The organism is Polaribacter tangerinus (assembly GCF_038024095.1).
Taxonomy (GTDB): domain Bacteria; phylum Bacteroidota; class Bacteroidia; order Flavobacteriales; family Flavobacteriaceae; genus Polaribacter; species Polaribacter tangerinus.
The window spans coordinates 427,496-446,099 of sequence record NZ_CP150668.1 but is presented as its reverse complement, the minus strand read 5'-3'; the positions used below and the strand labels follow the sequence as shown (position 1 = coordinate 446,099).

The 18,604-nt window shown below is 30.1% G+C and carries 21 protein-coding genes; 15 read left to right on the top strand and 6 right to left on the bottom strand.

Annotation, left to right across the window (positions count from 1 at the left end; genetic code table 11):
* Positions 1 to 552: 552 nt before the first annotated feature.
* The 7 genes from WHD54_RS02010 to WHD54_RS01985 all read left to right on the top strand — a co-directional run bounded on the left by WHD54_RS02010 (position 553) and on the right by WHD54_RS01985 (position 4,429).
* Complete coding sequence (locus tag WHD54_RS02010) at positions 553 to 966, top strand: DUF2141 domain-containing protein (RefSeq protein ID WP_088322996.1); 414 nt, start codon at positions 553 to 555, stop codon at positions 964 to 966.
* A 35-nt stretch (positions 967 to 1,001) separates the two neighbouring features.
* Complete coding sequence (locus tag WHD54_RS02005; protein ID WP_088322995.1) at positions 1,002 to 2,375, top strand: 2TM domain-containing protein; 1,374 nt, start codon at positions 1,002 to 1,004, stop codon at positions 2,373 to 2,375.
* Positions 2,366 to 2,692 (top strand): 2TM domain-containing protein, encoded by a 327-nt coding sequence (locus WHD54_RS02000; RefSeq protein ID WP_088322994.1) that lies wholly within the window; start codon positions 2,366 to 2,368, stop codon positions 2,690 to 2,692. The genes WHD54_RS02005 and WHD54_RS02000 overlap by 10 nt, the downstream gene beginning before the upstream one ends.
* 3 nt (positions 2,693 to 2,695) lie before the next feature.
* Positions 2,696 to 2,983, top strand: coding sequence for a 2TM domain-containing protein (locus WHD54_RS01995; protein WP_088322993.1), 288 nt, complete (start codon positions 2,696 to 2,698; stop codon positions 2,981 to 2,983).
* A 7-nt stretch (positions 2,984 to 2,990) separates the two neighbouring features.
* Positions 2,991 to 3,323 carry a 2TM domain-containing protein gene (locus WHD54_RS01990; RefSeq protein WP_088322992.1) on the top strand — a complete coding sequence of 111 codons (333 nt, stop codon included), beginning with the start codon at positions 2,991 to 2,993 and terminating at the stop codon, positions 3,321 to 3,323.
* Between the two features lie 184 nt (positions 3,324 to 3,507).
* Positions 3,508 to 3,633 carry a 2TM domain-containing protein gene (locus WHD54_RS11835; RefSeq protein ID WP_394364877.1) on the top strand — a complete coding sequence of 42 codons (126 nt, stop codon included), beginning with the start codon at positions 3,508 to 3,510 and terminating at the stop codon, positions 3,631 to 3,633.
* A gap of 40 nt (positions 3,634 to 3,673) precedes the next feature.
* Positions 3,674 to 4,429: a LytR/AlgR family response regulator transcription factor gene (locus WHD54_RS01985; RefSeq protein ID WP_088322990.1), complete on the top strand. Its 756-nt coding sequence runs from the start codon at positions 3,674 to 3,676 to the stop codon at positions 4,427 to 4,429.
* Here WHD54_RS01985 and WHD54_RS01980 read toward each other — a convergent pair.
* The 3 genes from WHD54_RS01980 to mnmE all read right to left on the bottom strand — a co-directional run bounded on the left by WHD54_RS01980 (position 4,422) and on the right by mnmE (position 7,882).
* Positions 4,422 to 5,954 carry a bifunctional GNAT family N-acetyltransferase/carbon-nitrogen hydrolase family protein gene (locus WHD54_RS01980; protein ID WP_088322989.1) on the bottom strand — a complete coding sequence of 511 codons (1,533 nt, stop codon included), beginning with the start codon at positions 5,952 to 5,954 and terminating at the stop codon, positions 4,422 to 4,424. The genes WHD54_RS01985 and WHD54_RS01980 overlap by 8 nt on opposite strands.
* A 174-nt stretch (positions 5,955 to 6,128) precedes the next feature.
* A complete protein-coding gene (locus WHD54_RS01975; RefSeq protein ID WP_088322988.1) occupies positions 6,129 to 6,488 on the bottom strand; it encodes a hypothetical protein in 360 nt (119 codons plus the stop codon).
* Positions 6,488 to 7,882, bottom strand: coding sequence for a tRNA uridine-5-carboxymethylaminomethyl(34) synthesis GTPase MnmE (gene mnmE, locus WHD54_RS01970; RefSeq protein ID WP_088322987.1), 1,395 nt, complete (start codon positions 7,880 to 7,882; stop codon positions 6,488 to 6,490). Before mnmE ends, WHD54_RS01975 begins: the two co-directional genes overlap by 1 nt.
* A gap of 230 nt (positions 7,883 to 8,112) precedes the next feature.
* Here mnmE and WHD54_RS01965 point away from each other — a divergent pair, with 230 nt between their 5' ends.
* Positions 8,113 to 8,451 carry a DUF4870 domain-containing protein gene (locus WHD54_RS01965; RefSeq protein ID WP_088322986.1) on the top strand — a complete coding sequence of 113 codons (339 nt, stop codon included), beginning with the start codon at positions 8,113 to 8,115 and terminating at the stop codon, positions 8,449 to 8,451.
* Between the two features lie 180 nt (positions 8,452 to 8,631).
* On the opposite strand, the gene WHD54_RS01960 is transcribed toward WHD54_RS01965, so the two are convergent.
* Positions 8,632 to 9,063 (bottom strand): DUF4268 domain-containing protein, encoded by a 432-nt coding sequence (locus WHD54_RS01960; RefSeq protein WP_088322985.1) that lies wholly within the window; start codon positions 9,061 to 9,063, stop codon positions 8,632 to 8,634.
* Between the two features lie 27 nt (positions 9,064 to 9,090).
* Positions 9,091 to 9,672, bottom strand: a complete 582-nt coding sequence (locus WHD54_RS01955; RefSeq protein WP_088322984.1) for a tRNA-(ms[2]io[6]A)-hydroxylase — start codon at positions 9,670 to 9,672, stop codon at positions 9,091 to 9,093.
* Positions 9,673 to 9,775: 103 nt separating this feature from the next.
* Here WHD54_RS01955 and WHD54_RS01950 point away from each other — a divergent pair, with 103 nt between their 5' ends.
* Entirely contained in the window at positions 9,776 to 11,620 is a 1,845-nt protein-coding gene (locus WHD54_RS01950) for a cation:proton antiporter (RefSeq protein ID WP_088322983.1), read from the top strand.
* Here WHD54_RS01950 and dnaX read toward each other — a convergent pair.
* A complete protein-coding gene (gene dnaX, locus WHD54_RS01945; RefSeq protein WP_088322982.1) occupies positions 11,596 to 13,314 on the bottom strand; it encodes a DNA polymerase III subunit gamma/tau in 1,719 nt (572 codons plus the stop codon). The two genes, WHD54_RS01950 and dnaX, sit on opposite strands and share 25 nt — an antisense overlap.
* 230 nt (positions 13,315 to 13,544) lie before the next feature.
* Here dnaX and msrA point away from each other — a divergent pair, with 230 nt between their 5' ends.
* The 6 genes from msrA (at position 13,545) to WHD54_RS01915 (ending at position 18,581) form a co-directional block, all read left to right on the top strand.
* Positions 13,545 to 14,198: a peptide-methionine (S)-S-oxide reductase MsrA gene (gene msrA, locus WHD54_RS01940; RefSeq protein WP_088322981.1), complete on the top strand. Its 654-nt coding sequence runs from the start codon at positions 13,545 to 13,547 to the stop codon at positions 14,196 to 14,198.
* A gap of 62 nt (positions 14,199 to 14,260) precedes the next feature.
* Positions 14,261 to 14,992: a 3-deoxy-manno-octulosonate cytidylyltransferase gene (gene kdsB, locus WHD54_RS01935; protein WP_088322980.1), complete on the top strand. Its 732-nt coding sequence runs from the start codon at positions 14,261 to 14,263 to the stop codon at positions 14,990 to 14,992.
* 2 nt (positions 14,993 to 14,994) lie between these two features.
* Positions 14,995 to 15,687, top strand: coding sequence for an HAD family hydrolase (locus tag WHD54_RS01930; protein ID WP_088322979.1), 693 nt, complete (start codon positions 14,995 to 14,997; stop codon positions 15,685 to 15,687).
* Positions 15,688 to 15,729: 42 nt separating this feature from the next.
* Entirely contained in the window at positions 15,730 to 15,990 is a 261-nt protein-coding gene (locus WHD54_RS01925) for a hypothetical protein (protein ID WP_088322978.1), read from the top strand.
* A gap of 122 nt (positions 15,991 to 16,112) precedes the next feature.
* The gene (locus WHD54_RS01920) at positions 16,113 to 16,307 is read left to right on the top strand and encodes a hypothetical protein (RefSeq protein ID WP_088322977.1); all 195 of its coding nucleotides are present in this window, start codon (positions 16,113 to 16,115) and stop codon (positions 16,305 to 16,307) included.
* Between the two features lie 387 nt (positions 16,308 to 16,694).
* Positions 16,695 to 18,581 carry a T9SS type A sorting domain-containing protein gene (locus WHD54_RS01915; RefSeq protein ID WP_158211797.1) on the top strand — a complete coding sequence of 629 codons (1,887 nt, stop codon included), beginning with the start codon at positions 16,695 to 16,697 and terminating at the stop codon, positions 18,579 to 18,581.
* The last annotated feature ends 23 nt before the right edge of the window (positions 18,582 to 18,604 follow it).

Sequence of the window (18,604 nt, the reverse complement as noted above, 5' to 3'; positions counted from 1 at the left end):
ATATTTGTTAAGATGATTTTAAAAGGAGAATTGGACGCACCTAATTCTAGTAATTATGCCACACCCAAAGGGCGAAACATTAAAAATCGGCGTGTATAAAAACTATTATTAAAATTAATAATATTTTTTTGTGGGCTACTAAAATTGTTTGATTGGTACATGTTGTAAAAAATAAAATGAGAGTTTCCTTAATAATACGAAATAGATTATTAGCGTATTAGATTGCGAAAGCGGAAACTCGGAACAAGAGTATATATTTTATTTTTGTTTGTAAACATGTTGTAAATGTAAATTATTTTTTTAATTGAAGGATAAAATTAAAGTGTTTTTTTAAATTTTTATGAGAATGACAAAAAAACAAATCATTAATTAGTGAATCTTTATTTTTTGCTTTTTACAATATTGTATTATTAAATGTTTACCTTAAAGCTAAGGTGTACATATCAATTTTTAAAAATTTACAATTCGGTAGTAGTTTTTTACACTTCGGTATTCTTTACTTTTTTTATTGATGTTACAGATGCACATTTGTACTATTAAAAATAAAAAGGAATGAGAATTTTAATACCAATTTTAGTATTAGTAACAACGCTAGTCTCAGAGTCTTTAATGTCTCAAAATAATCAAATTGAAGTAACCGTAGAAAATATATTTTCTAGTAAAGGAACTGTTCGTTTTGCTTTATACAACGAAAAAGATTTTAGAATTAAGCCCTTAAAAACAGCAATCTCTAAAATAAACAACTCTAAAGCTACCATTGTTTTTGAAGATGTAAAAAAAGGAACGTACGCTATTATTTGTTTTCATGACAAAAATGAAAATGAGAAAATGGATTTTACACCCAATGGAATGCCCTTAGAGAGCTATGGAACCTCTGGTGTTACCAATGCTTTTGGCCCTCCAACTTTCGAAGAAACAAAGTTTTTACATGATGTAAAGCCTACCAAGATAAAAATTAAATTATAATGGTAACTTTAAACTTTTAAAAGAACTTTTTAAATATGAAAGCATTGCCCGAAATTTATACTATAAATGATATTAAGAAAACCGCCATTTTATGTTTGAAACTAACCCTAATTTTTGGTGTTTTTTTTAGCATTGTTTTTAGGCAAACTTCTTTAAACGGCATATCATGGTCTTTTTTAATATCTGCCATGTATTGTTTTGGTATTGGTTTTGGTAATGGTTTTATAAACAATTATTTATCTAAAAAATGGCACTGGGTTTCAGATACTAATAAGCGTGTTTGGGCGGGAATTATAGCAACTACTTTATATACAATTCCGGTTGTTTTATCAATTAATTATTTAGTATTTATTGTAATTAACAACGGTAATTCTTCTCAATTTTTTAGAGGTTCATATTTATGGGCACATTTATTTTACTTTTTATTGTCTATAACAGTATCCGCATTTTTACATGCAAAGGGATTTATGCAAAATTGGAAAGTAGCCATGTCTCAAGAGTCTACAAAACAAGAAATTGTTGCTAAAACAGAGACCGCTAAATTCGAATCATTAAAAAACCAATTAGATCCACATTTTTTATTTAATAGCCTAAATGTATTAACGAGTTTAATTGGAGAGAATACTGTATTGGCAGAGAAATTTACCACTAAATTGTCTAAAATTTATCGATATGTTCTGGAGCAGAGAAATAAAGATATAGTCCCTATAGAAGAAGAATTGAAGTTTGCTAAAACTTACATGGAGTTGTTATCGATGAGATTTGAAGATGCCATACAGTTTAATATTCCTGATACTATTGGTAATAGTGAGTTAAAAATTGTTCCATTGTCATTACAACTTTTATTAGAAAATGCAGTTAAGCACAACGTAGTTTCTTCTACTAAACCATTGCATATCAACATTTATGAAGCAGCTAATTATTTAATTATAGAAAACACTTTAAATCCTAAGGAAGCCATTGGAAAAAGCACTAAGGTAGGACTCCAAAATATAGCCGATAGGTATGGTTTAATAACCCAAAAACCAGTTAAAATAGAAAATAATAACAAACAATTTAAAGTAAGCTTACCACTTTTAACTAAAATAAAAAATATTATGTACAACGAAAATTTAGAAAACAGTAACTATGTAAAAGCAGTAGAAAAAGTAGAAAGATTAAAAGATTTCTATCAAAACTTAGCGTCCTACTGTTTAATAATTCCTTTCCTAATATTTATAAATTTAAGGTTTACCTCAGGTTTTTATTGGTTTTGGTTTCCTATGATTGGTTGGGGTATTGGCTTATTATTTCATTTCCTAGAAATAAATAATTACAACATATTTTTGGGAGAAAATTGGGAAGAAAGAAAAATAAAAGAAATGATAGAAAAAGAGAAAAAGAATAAAAAACTGCAATCATGGAGATAAATCAACAAGATCAAGAACGTTATATTTTAGCACAAAATAGGGTAGTAAGAATTAAAAAATTTTATAAACACCTGCTTATTTATCTGATAGTAAATATCTTTTTAAGTATAATGTTTATTGTAGGAGAAATAAATGATGGTAAACATTTTAGTGAAGCAATACTAAACTTTAGTAATTACAAAATTTGGCTTTATTGGGGTGTAGGGATTGTGTTTCAATTTTGTGTAACATTCGGAGTTCAACTATTACTAGGAGAAGAATGGGAACAGAAAAAAATAAATGAATACATAACTAAACATAAAAAGAACTACTATTAAAAGATGAATTTAACAGAACAACAAGCCTATTTAAAGGCACAAAAAAGAGTAAAAGATATAAAGGCTTTTTACACACATTTATCTGTATACTGTATTGTAATTCCGACTATAATTTTTGTAAATTTAAAATTTGAACCCTCTTTTCATTGGTTTTGGGTTTCTACTTTAGGATGGGGATTTGGGCTTTTTTGTCATTGGTTATCCGTTTTTGGATTCTATTTATTAGGGTTTGGTAAAAAATGGGAAGACAAGAAAATAAAAGAATACATACAAAAAGAACAAAATAAATAATTACAATATGGAGCAAGATTTTATAGAAGAACAAAGTTATATTAGAGCTAAGAAAAAAGTAAAAGCAATGAAGGGCTTTTACATTCATTTGATTGTTTTTGTAATAGTTAACGTTTTTTTAAGCGCTTTAATAGTTTTTGGATTAACAAAAAGTGGAGACACTCTAGCAGAAGCGTTTAACAATTTCGGAGTATATTCTACTTGGATATTTTGGGGTATTGGTCTTTTTTTTCACTGGTTAGGTGTTTTTGGATTTAAGTCGGTATTAGGTGATGATTGGGAAGAACGAAAAATAAAAGAACTTTTAGAAAAGCAAGACAATCATCAAAGAAAAAGTTAATATGACCGATGTACAAAAAAAGCAATTAGAAGAGGTAAAATGCAGTGTTTTAAAGCAAAAAAAGTTTTACAAACACCTAATCTTTTATCTGTTGCTAAACATATTATTTACCTTTATTATCAAAATTAAATTTACCATTATTGGAAATTTTGTATTGAGTAATAATTTTAATTAAAACGGATTTATAGCAACTCCTATATGGTTATTTTGGGGCGTCTTTTTGATGTTACATGCACTAGTAGTTTTTGTTTTTCCTGCTTTTTTTGGTTCAGATTGGAAACAGAAAAAAATAAATGAATATTTAAAATAAATTAAAGTAACAAAATAACTCCGATAAAAGTAATCGAATAATGAATGTATTAATTATTGAAGATGAAAAACCAGCTGCAAGAAGATTAAAAAGAATGTTGTCTGTTCTTAATATAGAGGTTCAGCAACTCTTACATTCGGTAGAAGAGTCTTTAAATTGGTTACAAAATAACAAGCATCCCGATTTAATTTTTTTAGATATTCAGCTTTCAGATGGTTTATCTTTTGAAATTTTTGAGGAAATTACTGTAAAATCTGCTATTATTTTTACAACTGCTTATGACGAGTATGCTTTAAAAGCTTTTAAATTAAATAGTATAGACTATTTACTAAAACCTTTAGATGAAGATGAATTAAAAGTTGCCATAGAAAAATTTAAAGAACATCAACCGAACATTGCTAATTTAAAAGTACATCTAGATGATATTAAAAAGTTATTAGTAAATCCGGTAGATAGGAAGTTTAAAAAAAGAATAACTATTAGAGTTGGGCAGCATATAAAAATTATTAACATAAATGAAATTGTATGTTTTTTTAGCGAAAATAAAGCTACTTACATACACACTTTAGACGGAAGAAATTATTTACTAGACCATTCTTTAGAATATTGGTTAGAGCTTATTAACCCAGAAATTTTCTTTAGAGTTAATAGAACTTTTATTGTGCATATAAATGCTATCGAAGATATTATTTCATACACTAATTCTCGATTGAAGTTAACCTTAACTTCTTATAATGATACAGAAATTATAGTAAGTAGAGAACGCGTAAAAGATTTTAAAAATTGGATTAATTAATATCTCTTTTTTTCAATTCAAAAATATCTTTTCTCCGATCATTTAAATTTCTTACAGCGCCAAACTTGTTTAAGTCTTTCAGTAAATCTAAATCTACATCTGCTATTAAAATCATTTCTGTATTAGTGGTGGCTTCTGCCTTGATACCGTTTGCAGGAAAAGAAAAATCGCATGGGGTAAACACCATAGATTGCGCATATTGTATATCCATATTATTTACTTTAGGTAAATTACCTACACTACCAGCAATAGCAACATAGCATTCATTTTCAATTGCTCTTGCTTGTGCACAGTATCGCACTCTCGAGTATCCGTTTTGAGTATCAGTTAAAAAAGGTATAAATAAAATATCCATTCCTTCATCTGCAAGTAAACGACTTAGCTCTGGAAATTCTGAATCGTAACAAATAAGAACGCCAATTTTACCACAATCAGTATCAAAAGTTTTTAACTGATTACCACCTTGCATACCCCAAACTTTAGCTTCATCGGGCGTAACATGAAGTTTTTCATATCGTTCTGTGGTTCCATCTCTTTTACAAATATAGCCTACGTTGTAAAGAAGCTTATTTTTAATTTCAGGCATACTACCAGTAATAATATTAATATTATACGTAATTGCAAGCTCAGAAAATTTCTGAACAATTTGTGGCGTATATTTTGCCAATTCTCTAATGGCTTCAGATTCTGGTAAATGATTGTTGTCTGCCATTAAAGGAGCATTAAAAAATTCAGGAAAAAGAGCAAAATCAGATCTGTAGGCAGAAACGGCATCCACAAAATATTCTGCTTGTTGCATAAGTTCTTCTAAATCTTTGTACAAACGCATTTGCCATTGAATTAGGCCTAAACGAACTACTTTCTTTTTATTAGCTGCCTCTTTAGACTTTTTCTCGTAATAAATATTATCCCATTCTAGTAGTACTGCAAATTCTCCCGAGTTTTCGTCTCCTTCTAAGTAGCCTTTTAATATTTTAGAAGGATGAAAATCATTTGAAATTTGAAAATTTAATACAGGATCATTAATTTCTTTACGTTTTACTTTTTCTATGTATTCTTTTGGGGTTAAAGTTGCTGCATATTTATGGTAGTTCGGTATTCTCCCACCAAATGCAATACCTCTAAGGTTTAATTTTTCTGCCAATTCTTTTCGGTAATCATATAACCTTCGTCCAAGTCGTAAGCCTCGATATTCCGATTTAATAAATACATCAATTCCATATAAAATATCACCATTTTTATTATGAGTATCAAAGGTAAAAGCACCAGTAATTTCTTTGTAGGTATGCTGGTCGTCGAAACGGTTGTAATCTAAAATTATAGAAAGCGCACAGCCTGCTAGTTCTCCATTAATTTTTATAACTACTTGTCCTTCAGGAAATTTATTTATTAGCGCTTTTATTTGCGCTTCTTTCCAGTAAGAATCTGGCATGCTGTCATAGGCATTTATCATAGCGTCTTTTAACTCTTTATAGTCATTTAAAGTTAAAAAATGAAGCTCTATATTTTCTATATTTTGAATCATAATTAAATAATGGTAATTTAATTGACACCATTTTGTTTTAACGAATTTAAATAAAAAAAGAATGTCTTTTTAAAAAAAATAGATAGGTAAAAAAAAGTTTAATTGTTAAATAAAATTTATACGTATGGTAATTTATATTGCCATAAAACAAGTTTTATTTTTGCAAAAAAGCCGTTAATGAATCGTTTCTGGACTTTCTAGCACTCGAAAGCAATTTTCCTCGCCTAAAAATTGTGGGTTTCCGAACTCTTCCGACCAAAAACCTTCTAAAATGTTTTTGGTGATGCATTTATAAACTACCACTCCTTTATAAATATTTTGTTCGTCGCCATGGTATTGAAAATTAATTACTAAGATGTTGTTTTTAAAAAATCCGACTCCAAATTGTTCCTGACCTTTATTAATGAACCATTTAGCAATAATTCTGTTATGCTCATCTAAAGTTAGAGACAGTGTGCCAGTGTATGTGGCGTCTTTGTCGTCTTGATTGCTACCAATAATTGAGTAGTTTCCAATTAAATCTTCAGGTTTCATTATTTCCCGATACAAAAATTACCAAAAATATGTCCTAAAATATCTTTATCAACATCATATTCTCCGGTAATATTTCCAAGATGACGCAAGCACTCACGAATATCAATAGAAAATAAATCTGTAGAAATTTCTAAATCTATACCTTCTTTTACAGAAGAAATGGCGTTTAGCGCGTTATTTAAAGCTTCAAAATGCCTAGAATTGGTAACTATAGTTTCGTTGTTACTTAAAGCACCAATATTTACAAGACCTGTTAATTCATTTTTTAGCTGGTCTAAACCTGTTTTGTTTTTTGCAGAAAGAGGAATTAAGTTTTCAAACGATCTTTCTAACGTTTCAATTTCAGTGTTAGAAAGCGTATCCACTTTATTGGCAATGATTAGCAATCTTTTGTTTGGAAATTTTTCTTTAATTCGATTAATTTCTTCTTCAATTTTATTTTTTTCAGTTGTAAATTTATTGGCTGCAATCATAAATATTAGCAACTGTGCATTTTCTGCTTTTTCAAATGTTTTTAAAATACCAATATTTTCTACCACATCTGTAGTGTCTCTAATACCCGCAGTATCTATAAAACGAAAAGCAACACCATCAATTATAATTTCATCCTCTATGGCATCTCTTGTGGTTCCTTCAATATCAGAAACAATTGCTTTATCTTCGTTTAAGAGCGCGTTTAATAGGGTAGATTTGCCCACATTAGGAGCACCGATTATTGCAACTGGAATTCCGTTTTTTAAGGCGTTTCCAAAGGCAAAAGAGTCTATTAATTTCTTTAAAACAGCTGTAATTTTAACAACTAATTCCTTAAACTTTGTTCGGTCTGCAAACTCAACATCTTCACCGGAAAAATCGAGTTCGAGCTCAATTAAAGCAGCAAAATCTAGTAGCTGACTTCGCAATTCCTTTAACTCGCTTGTAATACCGCCACGCATTTGCTGTATAGCCATTTGATGGCTTGCCGCCGAATTAGATGCAATTACATCTGCTACTGCCTCTGCTTGACTCAAATCCATCTTTCCGTTTAAAAAGGCTCTCATGGTAAACTCTCCGTTATCTGCCATTCTACAACCTTTTTTTAGAAATAATTGAATAATTTCTTGTTGTATAAAACTCGATCCATGACAAGATATTTCAACAATATTTTCTCCGGTGTAGGAATTCGGATTTTTAAAAACAGATACCAAAACTTCGTCTATAATAGTATCATTTTGGATGATATGACCAAGGTGAATTGTGTGCGTTTTTTGATTTAGCAACTGCTTATTTTTATGAACAGACTTAAAGTTTGCAGCAACAATTTCTATGGCTTTTTCGCCAGAAAGTCTAATAACAGAAATAGCACCAACACCTGCAGGTGTTGCCAATGCAATAATTGTATCATTATTATTCATAAAGCAAAAATACAGAACATTTTTATCAGTTTGTAGATAATAAATCTATTAATTCAATATAAATGAATAAAAAATTCACCTTGGTTGTAACAAAATAAATAAAATAAAGTCTTTAATAAAAGTAACTTTATTATAAAATAGGCATCAATTAAAGGCGATAAAGCCAATTGTATTTTTTATGTAGTTTTTATTTACTACATTGTTACTTTATAAAAAACGACTTTAAATTTATGAAAGAAGATAAACAATTATTGGTAATAACCCATTTAAGTCAACTATTAGACTTCGTATCAGGTATTGGAGGTTTTATTGTTCCTTTGGTTTTATGGCTCACAAAAAAGGATGAAATACTGGATATGGATTTTCATGGTAAGGCTATTCTAAACTTCAGAATTTCGATGTTTATTTACATATTAATTTGCATTCCGCTAATTTTATTACTCGGTTTAGGTATTTTAGGGCTAATTATTATTGGTGTGTTTTATCTTATTTTTCCTATAATAAACGCAATAAGAGCGAGCAATAACCAATTGCCTTCATACCCGCTAAGCATACAATTTATAAAATAAAACGAGTAAATTTTTTTTTTGGGCGTTACCACACAAAAAAAGTGTGGTCAGGCTTTTTGCTACACTATTTTATTTTTTTTGTTTCTTCATATTTCAAAAACCAAAAAAATAAAATGATTTTCGCTTCAATCCTTAACGCAAAAGCGTTGTTACAGTTAAAATAGTAGTTGTGAATAGGAATTAAATATTTTTTATAACATCTTCATAGTTAATGTAAAAATCTTCGAGTTTAGACATCTTTTCAACATAAAATTTGTAACAATCCCTCCAGGTATTTTTATTATGAATGCTAAACTTTCCTTGAAAAGGCACATATATTCTATGAATTCTTTTTCCGTTTTCTAACAGATAATCATCATCAAAAATTACATCCGGAATCTCATTTTCAAGTAACGTTTTTAAAGACAATAACTGATCGTAGTAGAGTAGGTTTACCAATTCATCCTTATTTTCAATATCCAAACAAACGGCAGCTTTTTTTCTATCTGCTACAAATTTAAAAGAAAAACCTTTTATTTTTGTGTTGTACAAAAGCCATTTTCTTGGAAAAGACTTTCCAAAGCTAGTCCAAAATTCTTTTCTTAATAACGCAGCTTCCTCTTTGCTAAACATTCTTTGTGGTTATTTTACTCAATAAAATTAGCCGTGAATTTTAGCAGTTTTTCCACGTTCTTTCATCATTTCTGCTTCAAAAGCCAACAAGTCATTCCATTTTTTGTCTACAACTTCTCTGTCTTGGTATTCTCTTGCAAACTTTAAAAATGTGGTATAATGCCCGGCTTCAGAAATCATTAAGTTTTTATAAAATTTTTGCAACTCTTCATCTTCCATATTTTCAGAAAAAACTTTAAATCGCTCACAACTTCTTGCTTCAATTAATGCAGCAATTAATAAACGCTGAACTAAGGCCTCTGTTCTGTCTTTTGTTTTTGTGAAAAATTTTTGCAAACGAATTGCATAATCGTTTTTTTGTTCTCTTCCTAAAACCATTCCACGTTTTACCATTAACAAATGAACCATTTTAAAGTGTTGCATTTCCTCTATGGCAATATTGCTCATTTCTTTTACTAGCTCCGTTTCTTCGGAGTAATTAATAATAATAGAAACAGCATTAGAGGCCGCTTTTTGCTCTAAAAAAGCATGATCGGTTAATATTTGTTCTAAATTCACTTTGGCAATATCTGCCCAAGAAGTAGCCGTTTCAAATTGTAGTCCTAACATGATTTGTTTCCTTTTTTGTAAGGCAACAAAAATAATGATTATTCTACAGAAGAAACTTGCTAGTCAAAGGTTTTTTTATAACTTAGTTTTTTTAAATTAAGCAATGTTAGAACTCGCAGGAATTATTATACTAGGAATATTAGCACAATGGTTTGCATGGAAATTTAAAATTCCAGCAATTTTACCATTAATACTCATTGGTTTGTTGGTTGGTCCCATAGCAGCGGCATATTTAAGCGAAGATGGTAGTAAGTGGATAGAACCTATCTGGAACGGTACTAAAGGCCTTTTTCCTGGAGATGGCTTATATTATTTTGTTTCTTTAGCCATAAGTGTGGTTCTTTTTGAAGGAGGATTAACACTTAAAAGAAGTGAAATTAAAAATGTAGGCCCTGTAATAACAAAGTTGATTACTTTAGGTTCTGCAATTACTTTTTTTGGCGCAGCCATAGCGGCGCACTATACTTTTAATTTAGGTTGGGATTTGTCGTTTCTTTTTTCTGGCTTAATAATTGTTACAGGTCCTACGGTAATTACCCCCATTCTTAGAAACATTCCTCTTAAAAAAGACATTTCGACAGTGTTAAAATGGGAAGGTATTTTAATTGATCCAATAGGTGCATTAGTAGCCGTTTTGGTATTTGAATTTATAAGTGTTGGCGGTGGTGGTGGTTTTACCAAAACAGCTTTAATAGAATTTGGTAAAATTTTACTATTTGGTACTACTTTCGGTTTCACTTTTGCCCATGCATTGGCGTATGCAATAAATAAAAAGTTAATTCCGCATTACTTATTAAACGTAGTTTCATTATCTACCGTTTTGTTAGTTTTTGTAGAATCAGAATTATTTGCCCATGAGTCTGGCTTGTTGGCAGTGGTAGTAATGGGAATGGTTCTTGGAAACGGAAAGTTAAACAATATTAAAGAACTATTGTATTTTAAAGAATCTTTAAGTGTTTTATTAATTTCTATCTTATTTATTTTGCTTGCAGCAAACATAAATATTGAAGATTTAATGTTGCTTTATAACTGGAAAACAGCGGCACTTTTTGCAAGTGTTGTATTTATTATAAGGCCACTAGCAGTTTTTTCTAGTACTTTTAAATCGAAATTAAAATTTAAAGAAAAACTATTTATAAGTTGGGTAGGACCACGTGGTATTGTAGCTGCGGGTATTGCTTCTTTATTTGGTAGTAAATTACTAAAACAGGGCGTTGCTGGTGCAGAGTACATAACTCCATTAGTTTTCATGATAGTGTTGGGTACAGTACTTTTAAATGCAACTACCGCTAGATTTTTTGCAAAGCTTGTAGGAGTATTTTTAAGTAAGTCAGACGCTATTTTGTTTGTTGGTGCCTCCAATCCGGTTCGTTTAATTGCCTCTTATCTTAAGCAAAAAGGAAAAAGAGTTATATTAATTGATTCCAATAAAATATTTATTCAACAAGCCTTAGATAACGATTTAGATGCTTTTGAAGTTGATGTTTATGATGATGAATTAGCAAACAATATAGAGCTTAATGATGTAGGTTATTTAATAGCTTTAACAGGTAGCGATGCTGTAAATAACCATGCTATTACAAGCTTTACAAAAGATTTCGGAGAGCATGGAAGTTATAAGCTGGCTTCTTCAACAGAAATTATAAACGCGCCGAAAGATGCGAGAGCAAGTTTTTTTACACCAAATGACGATTATATAAATTTAAGTGAAGCGTACAGAGAAGACCCGAAAATTCATGAAGTAACTATTTCTTCGCCTCAAGAATACTATAATATTTTAACGCTTTTATCCACAGAAGAAAAATCAATACCCTTATTTGTGCAAAAAGATAAAGGCATTTATTTAATTTCTGAGTTCGAAAAATTAGGCGTTGATAAAAAAGAGCTTACTTTTTCTTATTTAGGCAAAAGCATTGGAGATTCTTACAAGTCTAACTCAAATGTTTGACGCAATTTTTCTAAAAGCGGATTTTTCTCTTTAAGTTTATTGTATTTTTCTTGAGGTGTATACGCAAACTTTTTTTCAATAGTTTCATTAAGAGCTACCAAAATATCAATACCATAATTGTTTAGTTTTTCTCTTAAGAAATTTAGTAATTTGGGTCTTCCCTTTAAGAACTGATCTTGCATCAATTTATTAGGAACAGTAAAAGATATTTCAAAATTTTCTTTAAGCACAGGAGTATCTGTAGCAACTATAGAAGCCATACTTCTTTCCCCTTTTTTGTTTAATACAGTAACATATTCTTTCCAGTAGTTTTGTAAATCGTTGTTGGTAAAAGGAGTTTTAGGATGATTGTCGAAGTTTTCTTCTTCTACTGTTTTTTTTGTTTCCTTTTTTTGATGAATTCCTTTTAAAGAATATTTGCTAGGTTGTTTATTTAAACGACCAATATTTTTTAAAATTGGTGAAGCTTCCTTTTTATCATCAACTATTTTTTTGGCCGTCGTAGCCGATGTAACTTCCTCTTTAAAATCTTGCTTTGTAGGTTCTTTTATTAGAGGTGCTGTTTTTTTTACGGGCGATAATGCTTGAAAAAACTTAGCCGGAATTATGAAATTAGCTGGCTTTTTTTTTTCTCCATCAAAAGTGATAGAGGCAATTTGCATTAACGTTAATTCTACGAGTAGCCGTTGGTTTTTACTAGCTCTATAATTTAAATCACATTGATTAGCTTTATCAATAGACTGCATTAGAAAAGGAATGCTAGCTTTGGTAGCTTGTGTTAAGTATTTCTTTTTGGCATTATCGCCAACTTCAAGTAAAGAGATGGTTGCTTTATCTTTTGCTACCAACAAATCTCTAAAATGACTTGCTAAGCCATTTATAAAGTGATGTCCTTCAAATCCTTTGCTTAAAACAGTGTTAAAAGCGTTTAAAACTTCCGGTATATTATTTTCTAGAAGAAGATCGGTTATTGTAAAATAGGTGTCATAGTCTAGTACATTTAAATTTTCTGTAACCGCCTCTCTAGTTAAGTTTTTTCCAGAAAAACTAACAACTCTATCAAAAATAGACAATGCATCTCTCATAGCACCATCTGCTTTTTGAGCAATAATATGTAACGCATCATCATCTGCAGAAATTGCCTCTTTTTCACAAATAGTTTTTAAGTAGTTTTTGGCATCTAAAACACCAATTCTCTTAAAATCGAAAATTTGACAACGAGATAATATTGTAGGTATTATTTTGTGCTTTTCGGTAGTTGCTAAAATAAAAATAGCATGAGCTGGAGGTTCTTCTAAAGTCTTTAAAAAAGCATTAAAAGCCGCCTGAGATAGCATGTGTACCTCATCTATAATATATACTTTGTATTTACCAGTTTGTGGTGGTATACGTACTTGGTCTGTTAAACTTCTAATATCATCAACTGAATTATTAGAAGCAGCATCTAACTCGAAAATATTAAAGGCAAAATCTTCATCAGTAGAAAAGTTAGCCTCTTGCTGATTAATTTTTTTAGCCAAAATTCTAGCACAAGAAGTTTTACCAACACCTCTTGGACCTGTAAAAAGTAATGCTTGTGCTAAATGATTATTTTTTATAGCATTGTCTAACGTATTTGTTATGGCTTGTTGGCCTACAACATCCTCAAAGTTTTGAGGTCTGTATTTACGTGCTGATACTATAAAATGTTCCATTTAGTTTAAATAATTGAATAAAATAATGATTGTTTTGCTTCTTTATTTTTAAAATAGTGAATACAAATAATCTATAATTTTCAACAAAAATAACCATCTACAAGCTTTCCTACAAATAGGTTTCTTAACAAAATGCTAAAGTTGTGAACAACTGTAAAAAGTTCAGTAATTTTGCAACTCATTACAAACGACTATTAGTAGATATTTTACTCCTTAAATTAATATATCAAATGAAATTTTTAAAACCAGTATTACTTTTAACTTGCCTTTCATTATTGATTGCTCTTTTCGGGTTTGAAAAAAACGACAATACTATTAAAGTTAAAAATTATCTCCCTCAAGAAACAACAAAAGTTGCCTATTTTGCAAGTGGTTGTTTTTGGTGTGTAGAAGCAATTTTCGAGAGTGTTAAAGGAGTAGAGGAGGCTGTTTCTGGTTATGCTGGTGGATTTACATTAAACCCAACTTACGAGAAAATAGGCACCGGAAAAACTGGTCATGCAGAGACAGTTGCAGTATATTATAATCCTAAAATAGTATCTTTTAATACTTTAGTAGATGTTTTTTTTGGTTCTCATAATCCAACTACTGTCAATGGTCAGCATCCAGATTATGGCTCTCAATATCGCTCCATCGCTTTTTTTAAGACTACAGAAGAAAAAGCAGTTATAGAAAAAACGATTTCCATGCTAAATTCAACAATTTATGATGGGAAAATTGCAACAGAAGTTTTAGAGTTAGAAAAATTCTATAAAGCAGAGGAGTATCATCAAGATTTTGAAAAAAGAAATCCAAATCAAAGCTACGTAAAAGCAGTTTCTATACCAAGATTAAATAAATTTAAAAAGAAGTTTCCAACTCTTTTAAAGCAGGAAAAGCATTAGTTTTTTATACAAATAGCTTTTGTATCATAAAATACTATCTTTGAATTATAAATTAAAGATGTATGAAAATTATTGCAATGATTCCTGCGCGTTATAGCGCGTCTCGATTTCCGGGTAAGTTAATGCAAGATTTGGGCGGCAAGCCTGTAATTTTAAGGACTTACGAAGCTGCTATAAATACTCAACTATTTTCTGAAGTTTATGTAGTTTCAGACTCAGAGATAATAGCTAGCGTAATTAGGCAAGCCGGTGGTAAAGTAATAATAAGTGAAAAAGAACATGAATGTGGTTCGGATAGAATTGCAGAGGCAGTTACAAACTTAGAAACCGATATTGTGGTAAATGTTCAGGGAGATGAACCTTTTATTGATAAAGTTTCATTAGCTAAATTAATTGATGTTTTTAAAAAAGATAACAAAAAAGAAGTTGATTTAGCTTCTCTAAAAGTAGCTTTAAAAACAAAAGAAGATATTGAAAATCCGAATCATGTAAAAGTGATTACAGATGTAAATAATATGGCCATTTATTTTTCTAGAAGTGTAATTCCGTATCATAGAGATACTAATGTTTCGGTAACATACTTCAAACATAAAGGGGTGTATGCTTTTCGAAAACAGGCCTTAATAGATTTTTACAACACTCCAATGACACCTTTAGAGGCCTCAGAAAAAATCGAAGCAATTAGGTACCAAGAAATTGGTAAAAAAATAAAAATGGTAGAAACAACCGTAGAATCTATTGGAATAGATACTCCAGAAGATTTAGAAAAAGCAAAAAAGCAGTTAAAATTATAAGAATGTTTAACAATATTAAAGTAGTTGCTTTTGATGCCGATGATACTTTATGGGTAAATGAAACCTATTTTAGAGAGGCTGAAGAGAAATTTGCAGAACTTTTATCTAGATACGAGACAAAAAATAAAATTGATCAAGAGCTTTTTAAAATTACCATCAAAAATTTACCAATATATGGATACGGTATAAAAGGTTTTGTACTCTCAATGATTGAGTGTGCAATGCTTTTATCTAATAATACTTTACCACAACCTACTATTTCGAAAATAATTAACATTGGTAAAGAAATGATTGAGAAGCCGGTGGAACTTTTAGAAAATGTTACCCAAGTTTTAGATTTTTTAAGTAATAAATATACACTCATTGTGGCTACTAAAGGAGATTTATTAGACCAAGAACGAAAATTAGAAAAATCTAATTTGTTAAAGTATTTTCATCATGTAGAGGTTATGAGTGAAAAAAATGAAAAGGACTATAAAAAGTTATTGGAGCATTTAGATGTTTTACCTAGCGAGTTTTTGATGATTGGGAATTCACTAAAATCGGATATTTTACCAGTATTAGGTATAAAATCCCATGCAATTCACATCCCTTTTCATACAACATGGGTTCATGAAGAAGTTTTTTTAGATAATAAGAGACAAACAGAAGTGATTACTTTAGCAAATATCAAAGAAGTTTTAACGCTCTTTTAAATAATTAAACTAACTTTGCAACTTCTAAAAATAAAATAAATTATGGCTAGCATAAAAAATTTAAAAAAAGACATCAACTACACATTAGGGGATATTATAGGTTTTGTATCTGAAAAAGTTGATGTAAAAGGAGATAACTCTAAAGTAGAGGCAATTATAGACGAAACAATCAATACTTTCGATGTCTTAATTGCAAAGATAAATACAAAAGGTGTAGAGAATAAAAAAGCTCATTTCAATGCAATAAGTGCAGAGTTAGAAGAAAAAGCAACAGATTTAGTGGCTAAAATTAATAAGCTATAATCTTAACACTTTTAAACATTTTTTTAACGACCATCAATATAATATTGATGGTTTTTTTGTTATTTTTGGAAACATATAATAAATAATTTTTAATAACGTTATCTATTAAATACACATTAAAAATGGCTAGAGCAATGTTTGAATATACCAAAACGGTATTAAAAAAAGTGAGTTTCAACTCAGATTTGTTCTGTAAAGAATTAAACAAAGCATTAAAAATGTTATTACCTTATGAGGTAGATGAGTTGTTAATTTGGCTCGAAAATTATACAGAAAATAAGCCAGAACTCATTGGATGTTTATCCACAATTAAATAATAATTTAAATAAAAAGAGGCCTTGAGCCTCTTTTTTGATGAATAACCTTTCACCTTTTTAAGGATATTATTTTAATTGCAGACTTATTTAGTTAATGTTAAATTGCTGTTTGTTAAAGAGTTGTTTTTCCATTTTTGTAAATACACTTCTTAAACTCATCAAAAATTACCACAACATTAACTGCACATTATTAGTTTTTTCATCCTTATTTAACAAAATAGAAATATTAATAAACATTCAAAAGTTAAGCTATGTTTAGTGTTTTCGTAGTTTTGCATACTTTATTTTGTGATGTATGTTTTATATAGTGGTTAAAAATGATGATTTAACATTTTTTCATAGATAACTTTACAAATGAAGAAATTCATTAACTTAAAAGCAATCATTATGAAAAAAATTACTTTCCTTATTTTATTACTAAGCACTTATATTTTTCAAGCCCAGAACGTTCCAATAGATTTTGAAGATTCTGGTAAAGGAGCTAACTGGACTTGGGTAGTAAATGATAATGCATCAAACCCGGCATTAGAAATTGTAGCAAACCCTGCCACAACTGGTATCAATACCTCTGCAAGAGTAGCCAAATTTACGGCCTTAGATGCAGGTAACGATTGGGCGTTGGTAATAAGTGACGATATAGGTTCTTTTACTTTTGATGCTTCCAATAGTTTGGTAAAGTTAATGGTAAGAAAAGATGTTGCGTCAGATGTTGGAGTAAAGTTTGAGGGGCCAGCAGGAGCTGCCAAAGAAGTAAAAGCAGCATCTTCTGTAATTAATGGCGATTGGGAAGAGCTAACGTTCGATTTTAAAAGTGCCATTGGAACCACTTTTAATAAATTAGTTATCATTCCAGATTTTGCAGCTAGAGACCAAGATAATATCATTTATTTTGATAATTTAACTTTTAATGCTCAGCCTGCAGGAACTGTAGTTTATAATCAAGAGAATATAGATTTTGAAGCAAATGGTTTCGGGGCAGATTTCTCATGGACGGTAGATCAAAATGGTGCAAACCCACCGCTAGAAATAGTAAATAATCCTAATAAAACGTCGGAGAATAACTCAGATAAAGTGGCAAAATTTACTGCATTAGACGCAGGTAACGATTGGGCTTTAACCTATACAGATGATATTGGTTCTATTACTTTTGATGCTACGAATAGTATTGTAAAAATATCAATTTTAAAAACGGTGGCTTCAGATGTAGGTGTAAAATTTGAAGGGCCAAATAATTCGGTTTCTCCAGAACTTAAAGTAATCAATACTATTGTTAATGGAGATTGGGAAGAATTAAGTTTTGATTTTAGTTCAGAAATTTCAAAAACATACAATCGAATAGTTATTATTCCAGATTTTGCAGCAAGAAGTCAAGACAATATTATTTACCTAGATAATATTTCATTTAATGCAATGGATAATGGGAGTCAAAATGGTACAACAAATACTGTTACCATCAATTCAGACAATAACTGGAAAGGTTTTATGAATGTATTTGAGACTAATGGTACGTATGTATTTGGTCAATCTTGGGGGGTGGCTGATTTAAAAACCACCGTTAGTTCAAATACAATTACTTTACAGCCAAACTTTAATGGATATCAAAACTCTTTAAGCGGTGGAGATGGAGACAAAGCTTTCTGGACAAATTCTTCTGATGGTGGAGTAACACCAGGGCCCAAAGGAAATAAAAATGTAGAAGCTTCTACTTTTATCGAGCCAGGAGCTACTTTTACTGGCAAAGATTTAACTTTTACAGGTAAAGTTGTATCCAATACATTAGATGCCAATTACACAGCTAAATATTTTATTAAAGCTTTAGATCCTAATAATAATTTTGCAGATGCATTAAATGCATCTAAAGTTATCGATATTCCTGCCTCTGGAGAGTTTTCAGTATCTGTAGATGCTGCAGATTTACCAGCAGGGTTAATCATTCAGTACGGATTTACAATTGCAGGTGTAAATGCAAATCCTGCAGATGAATCAGCTCTAGGGAGCATAATTATTGAATCGAATACATTAAGTACTAAAAATGTATCGAAATTATCTGTTACAACTTACCCTAATCCTACAACAGACTATTGGAATATTGCGGCTCATGAGAGTCAAATTCATACTATTTCAATTTATAATGTTTTAGGTAAAAAAGTATATACCTCGTCAAAAAGTAAAGACAACATTAAAATTGATGCGACAAGTTTTAGCAAAGGTGTTTATTTAGCAGTTCTTAAAAGTGATAAAGGAACTACTAGTTTAAAACTAATAAAAGAGTAATTTAATTACTTAAATTCCCAACA

Bases quoted from the DNA above. Each gene is read 5' to 3' on its own strand.
- WHD54_RS02010 (WP_088322996.1), top strand. From the start codon at position 553: ATGAGAATTTTAATACCAATTTTAGTATTAGTAACAACGCTAGTCTCA.
- WHD54_RS02005 (WP_088322995.1), top strand. From the start codon at position 1,002: ATGAAAGCATTGCCCGAAATTTATACTATAAATGATATTAAGAAAACC.
- WHD54_RS02000 (WP_088322994.1), top strand. From the start codon at position 2,366: ATGGAGATAAATCAACAAGATCAAGAACGTTATATTTTAGCACAAAAT.
- WHD54_RS01995 (WP_088322993.1), top strand. From the start codon at position 2,696: ATGAATTTAACAGAACAACAAGCCTATTTAAAGGCACAAAAAAGAGTA.
- WHD54_RS01990 (WP_088322992.1), top strand. From the start codon at position 2,991: ATGGAGCAAGATTTTATAGAAGAACAAAGTTATATTAGAGCTAAGAAA.
- WHD54_RS01985 (WP_088322990.1), top strand. From the start codon at position 3,674: ATGAATGTATTAATTATTGAAGATGAAAAACCAGCTGCAAGAAGATTA.
- WHD54_RS01980 (WP_088322989.1), bottom strand. From the start codon at position 5,954: ATGATTCAAAATATAGAAAATATAGAGCTTCATTTTTTAACTTTAAAT.
- WHD54_RS01975 (WP_088322988.1), bottom strand. From the start codon at position 6,488: ATGAAACCTGAAGATTTAATTGGAAACTACTCAATTATTGGTAGCAAT.
- mnmE (WP_088322987.1), bottom strand. From the start codon at position 7,882: ATGAATAATAATGATACAATTATTGCATTGGCAACACCTGCAGGTGTT.
- WHD54_RS01965 (WP_088322986.1), top strand. From the start codon at position 8,113: ATGAAAGAAGATAAACAATTATTGGTAATAACCCATTTAAGTCAACTA.
- WHD54_RS01960 (WP_088322985.1), bottom strand. From the start codon at position 9,063: ATGTTTAGCAAAGAGGAAGCTGCGTTATTAAGAAAAGAATTTTGGACT.
- WHD54_RS01955 (WP_088322984.1), bottom strand. From the start codon at position 9,672: ATGTTAGGACTACAATTTGAAACGGCTACTTCTTGGGCAGATATTGCC.
- WHD54_RS01950 (WP_088322983.1), top strand. From the start codon at position 9,776: ATGTTAGAACTCGCAGGAATTATTATACTAGGAATATTAGCACAATGG.
- dnaX (WP_088322982.1), bottom strand. From the start codon at position 13,314: ATGGAACATTTTATAGTATCAGCACGTAAATACAGACCTCAAAACTTT.
- msrA (WP_088322981.1), top strand. From the start codon at position 13,545: ATGAAATTTTTAAAACCAGTATTACTTTTAACTTGCCTTTCATTATTG.
- kdsB (WP_088322980.1), top strand. From the start codon at position 14,261: ATGAAAATTATTGCAATGATTCCTGCGCGTTATAGCGCGTCTCGATTT.
- WHD54_RS01930 (WP_088322979.1), top strand. From the start codon at position 14,995: ATGTTTAACAATATTAAAGTAGTTGCTTTTGATGCCGATGATACTTTA.
- WHD54_RS01925 (WP_088322978.1), top strand. From the start codon at position 15,730: ATGGCTAGCATAAAAAATTTAAAAAAAGACATCAACTACACATTAGGG.
- WHD54_RS01920 (WP_088322977.1), top strand. From the start codon at position 16,113: ATGGCTAGAGCAATGTTTGAATATACCAAAACGGTATTAAAAAAAGTG.
- WHD54_RS01915 (WP_158211797.1), top strand. From the start codon at position 16,695: ATGAAAAAAATTACTTTCCTTATTTTATTACTAAGCACTTATATTTTT.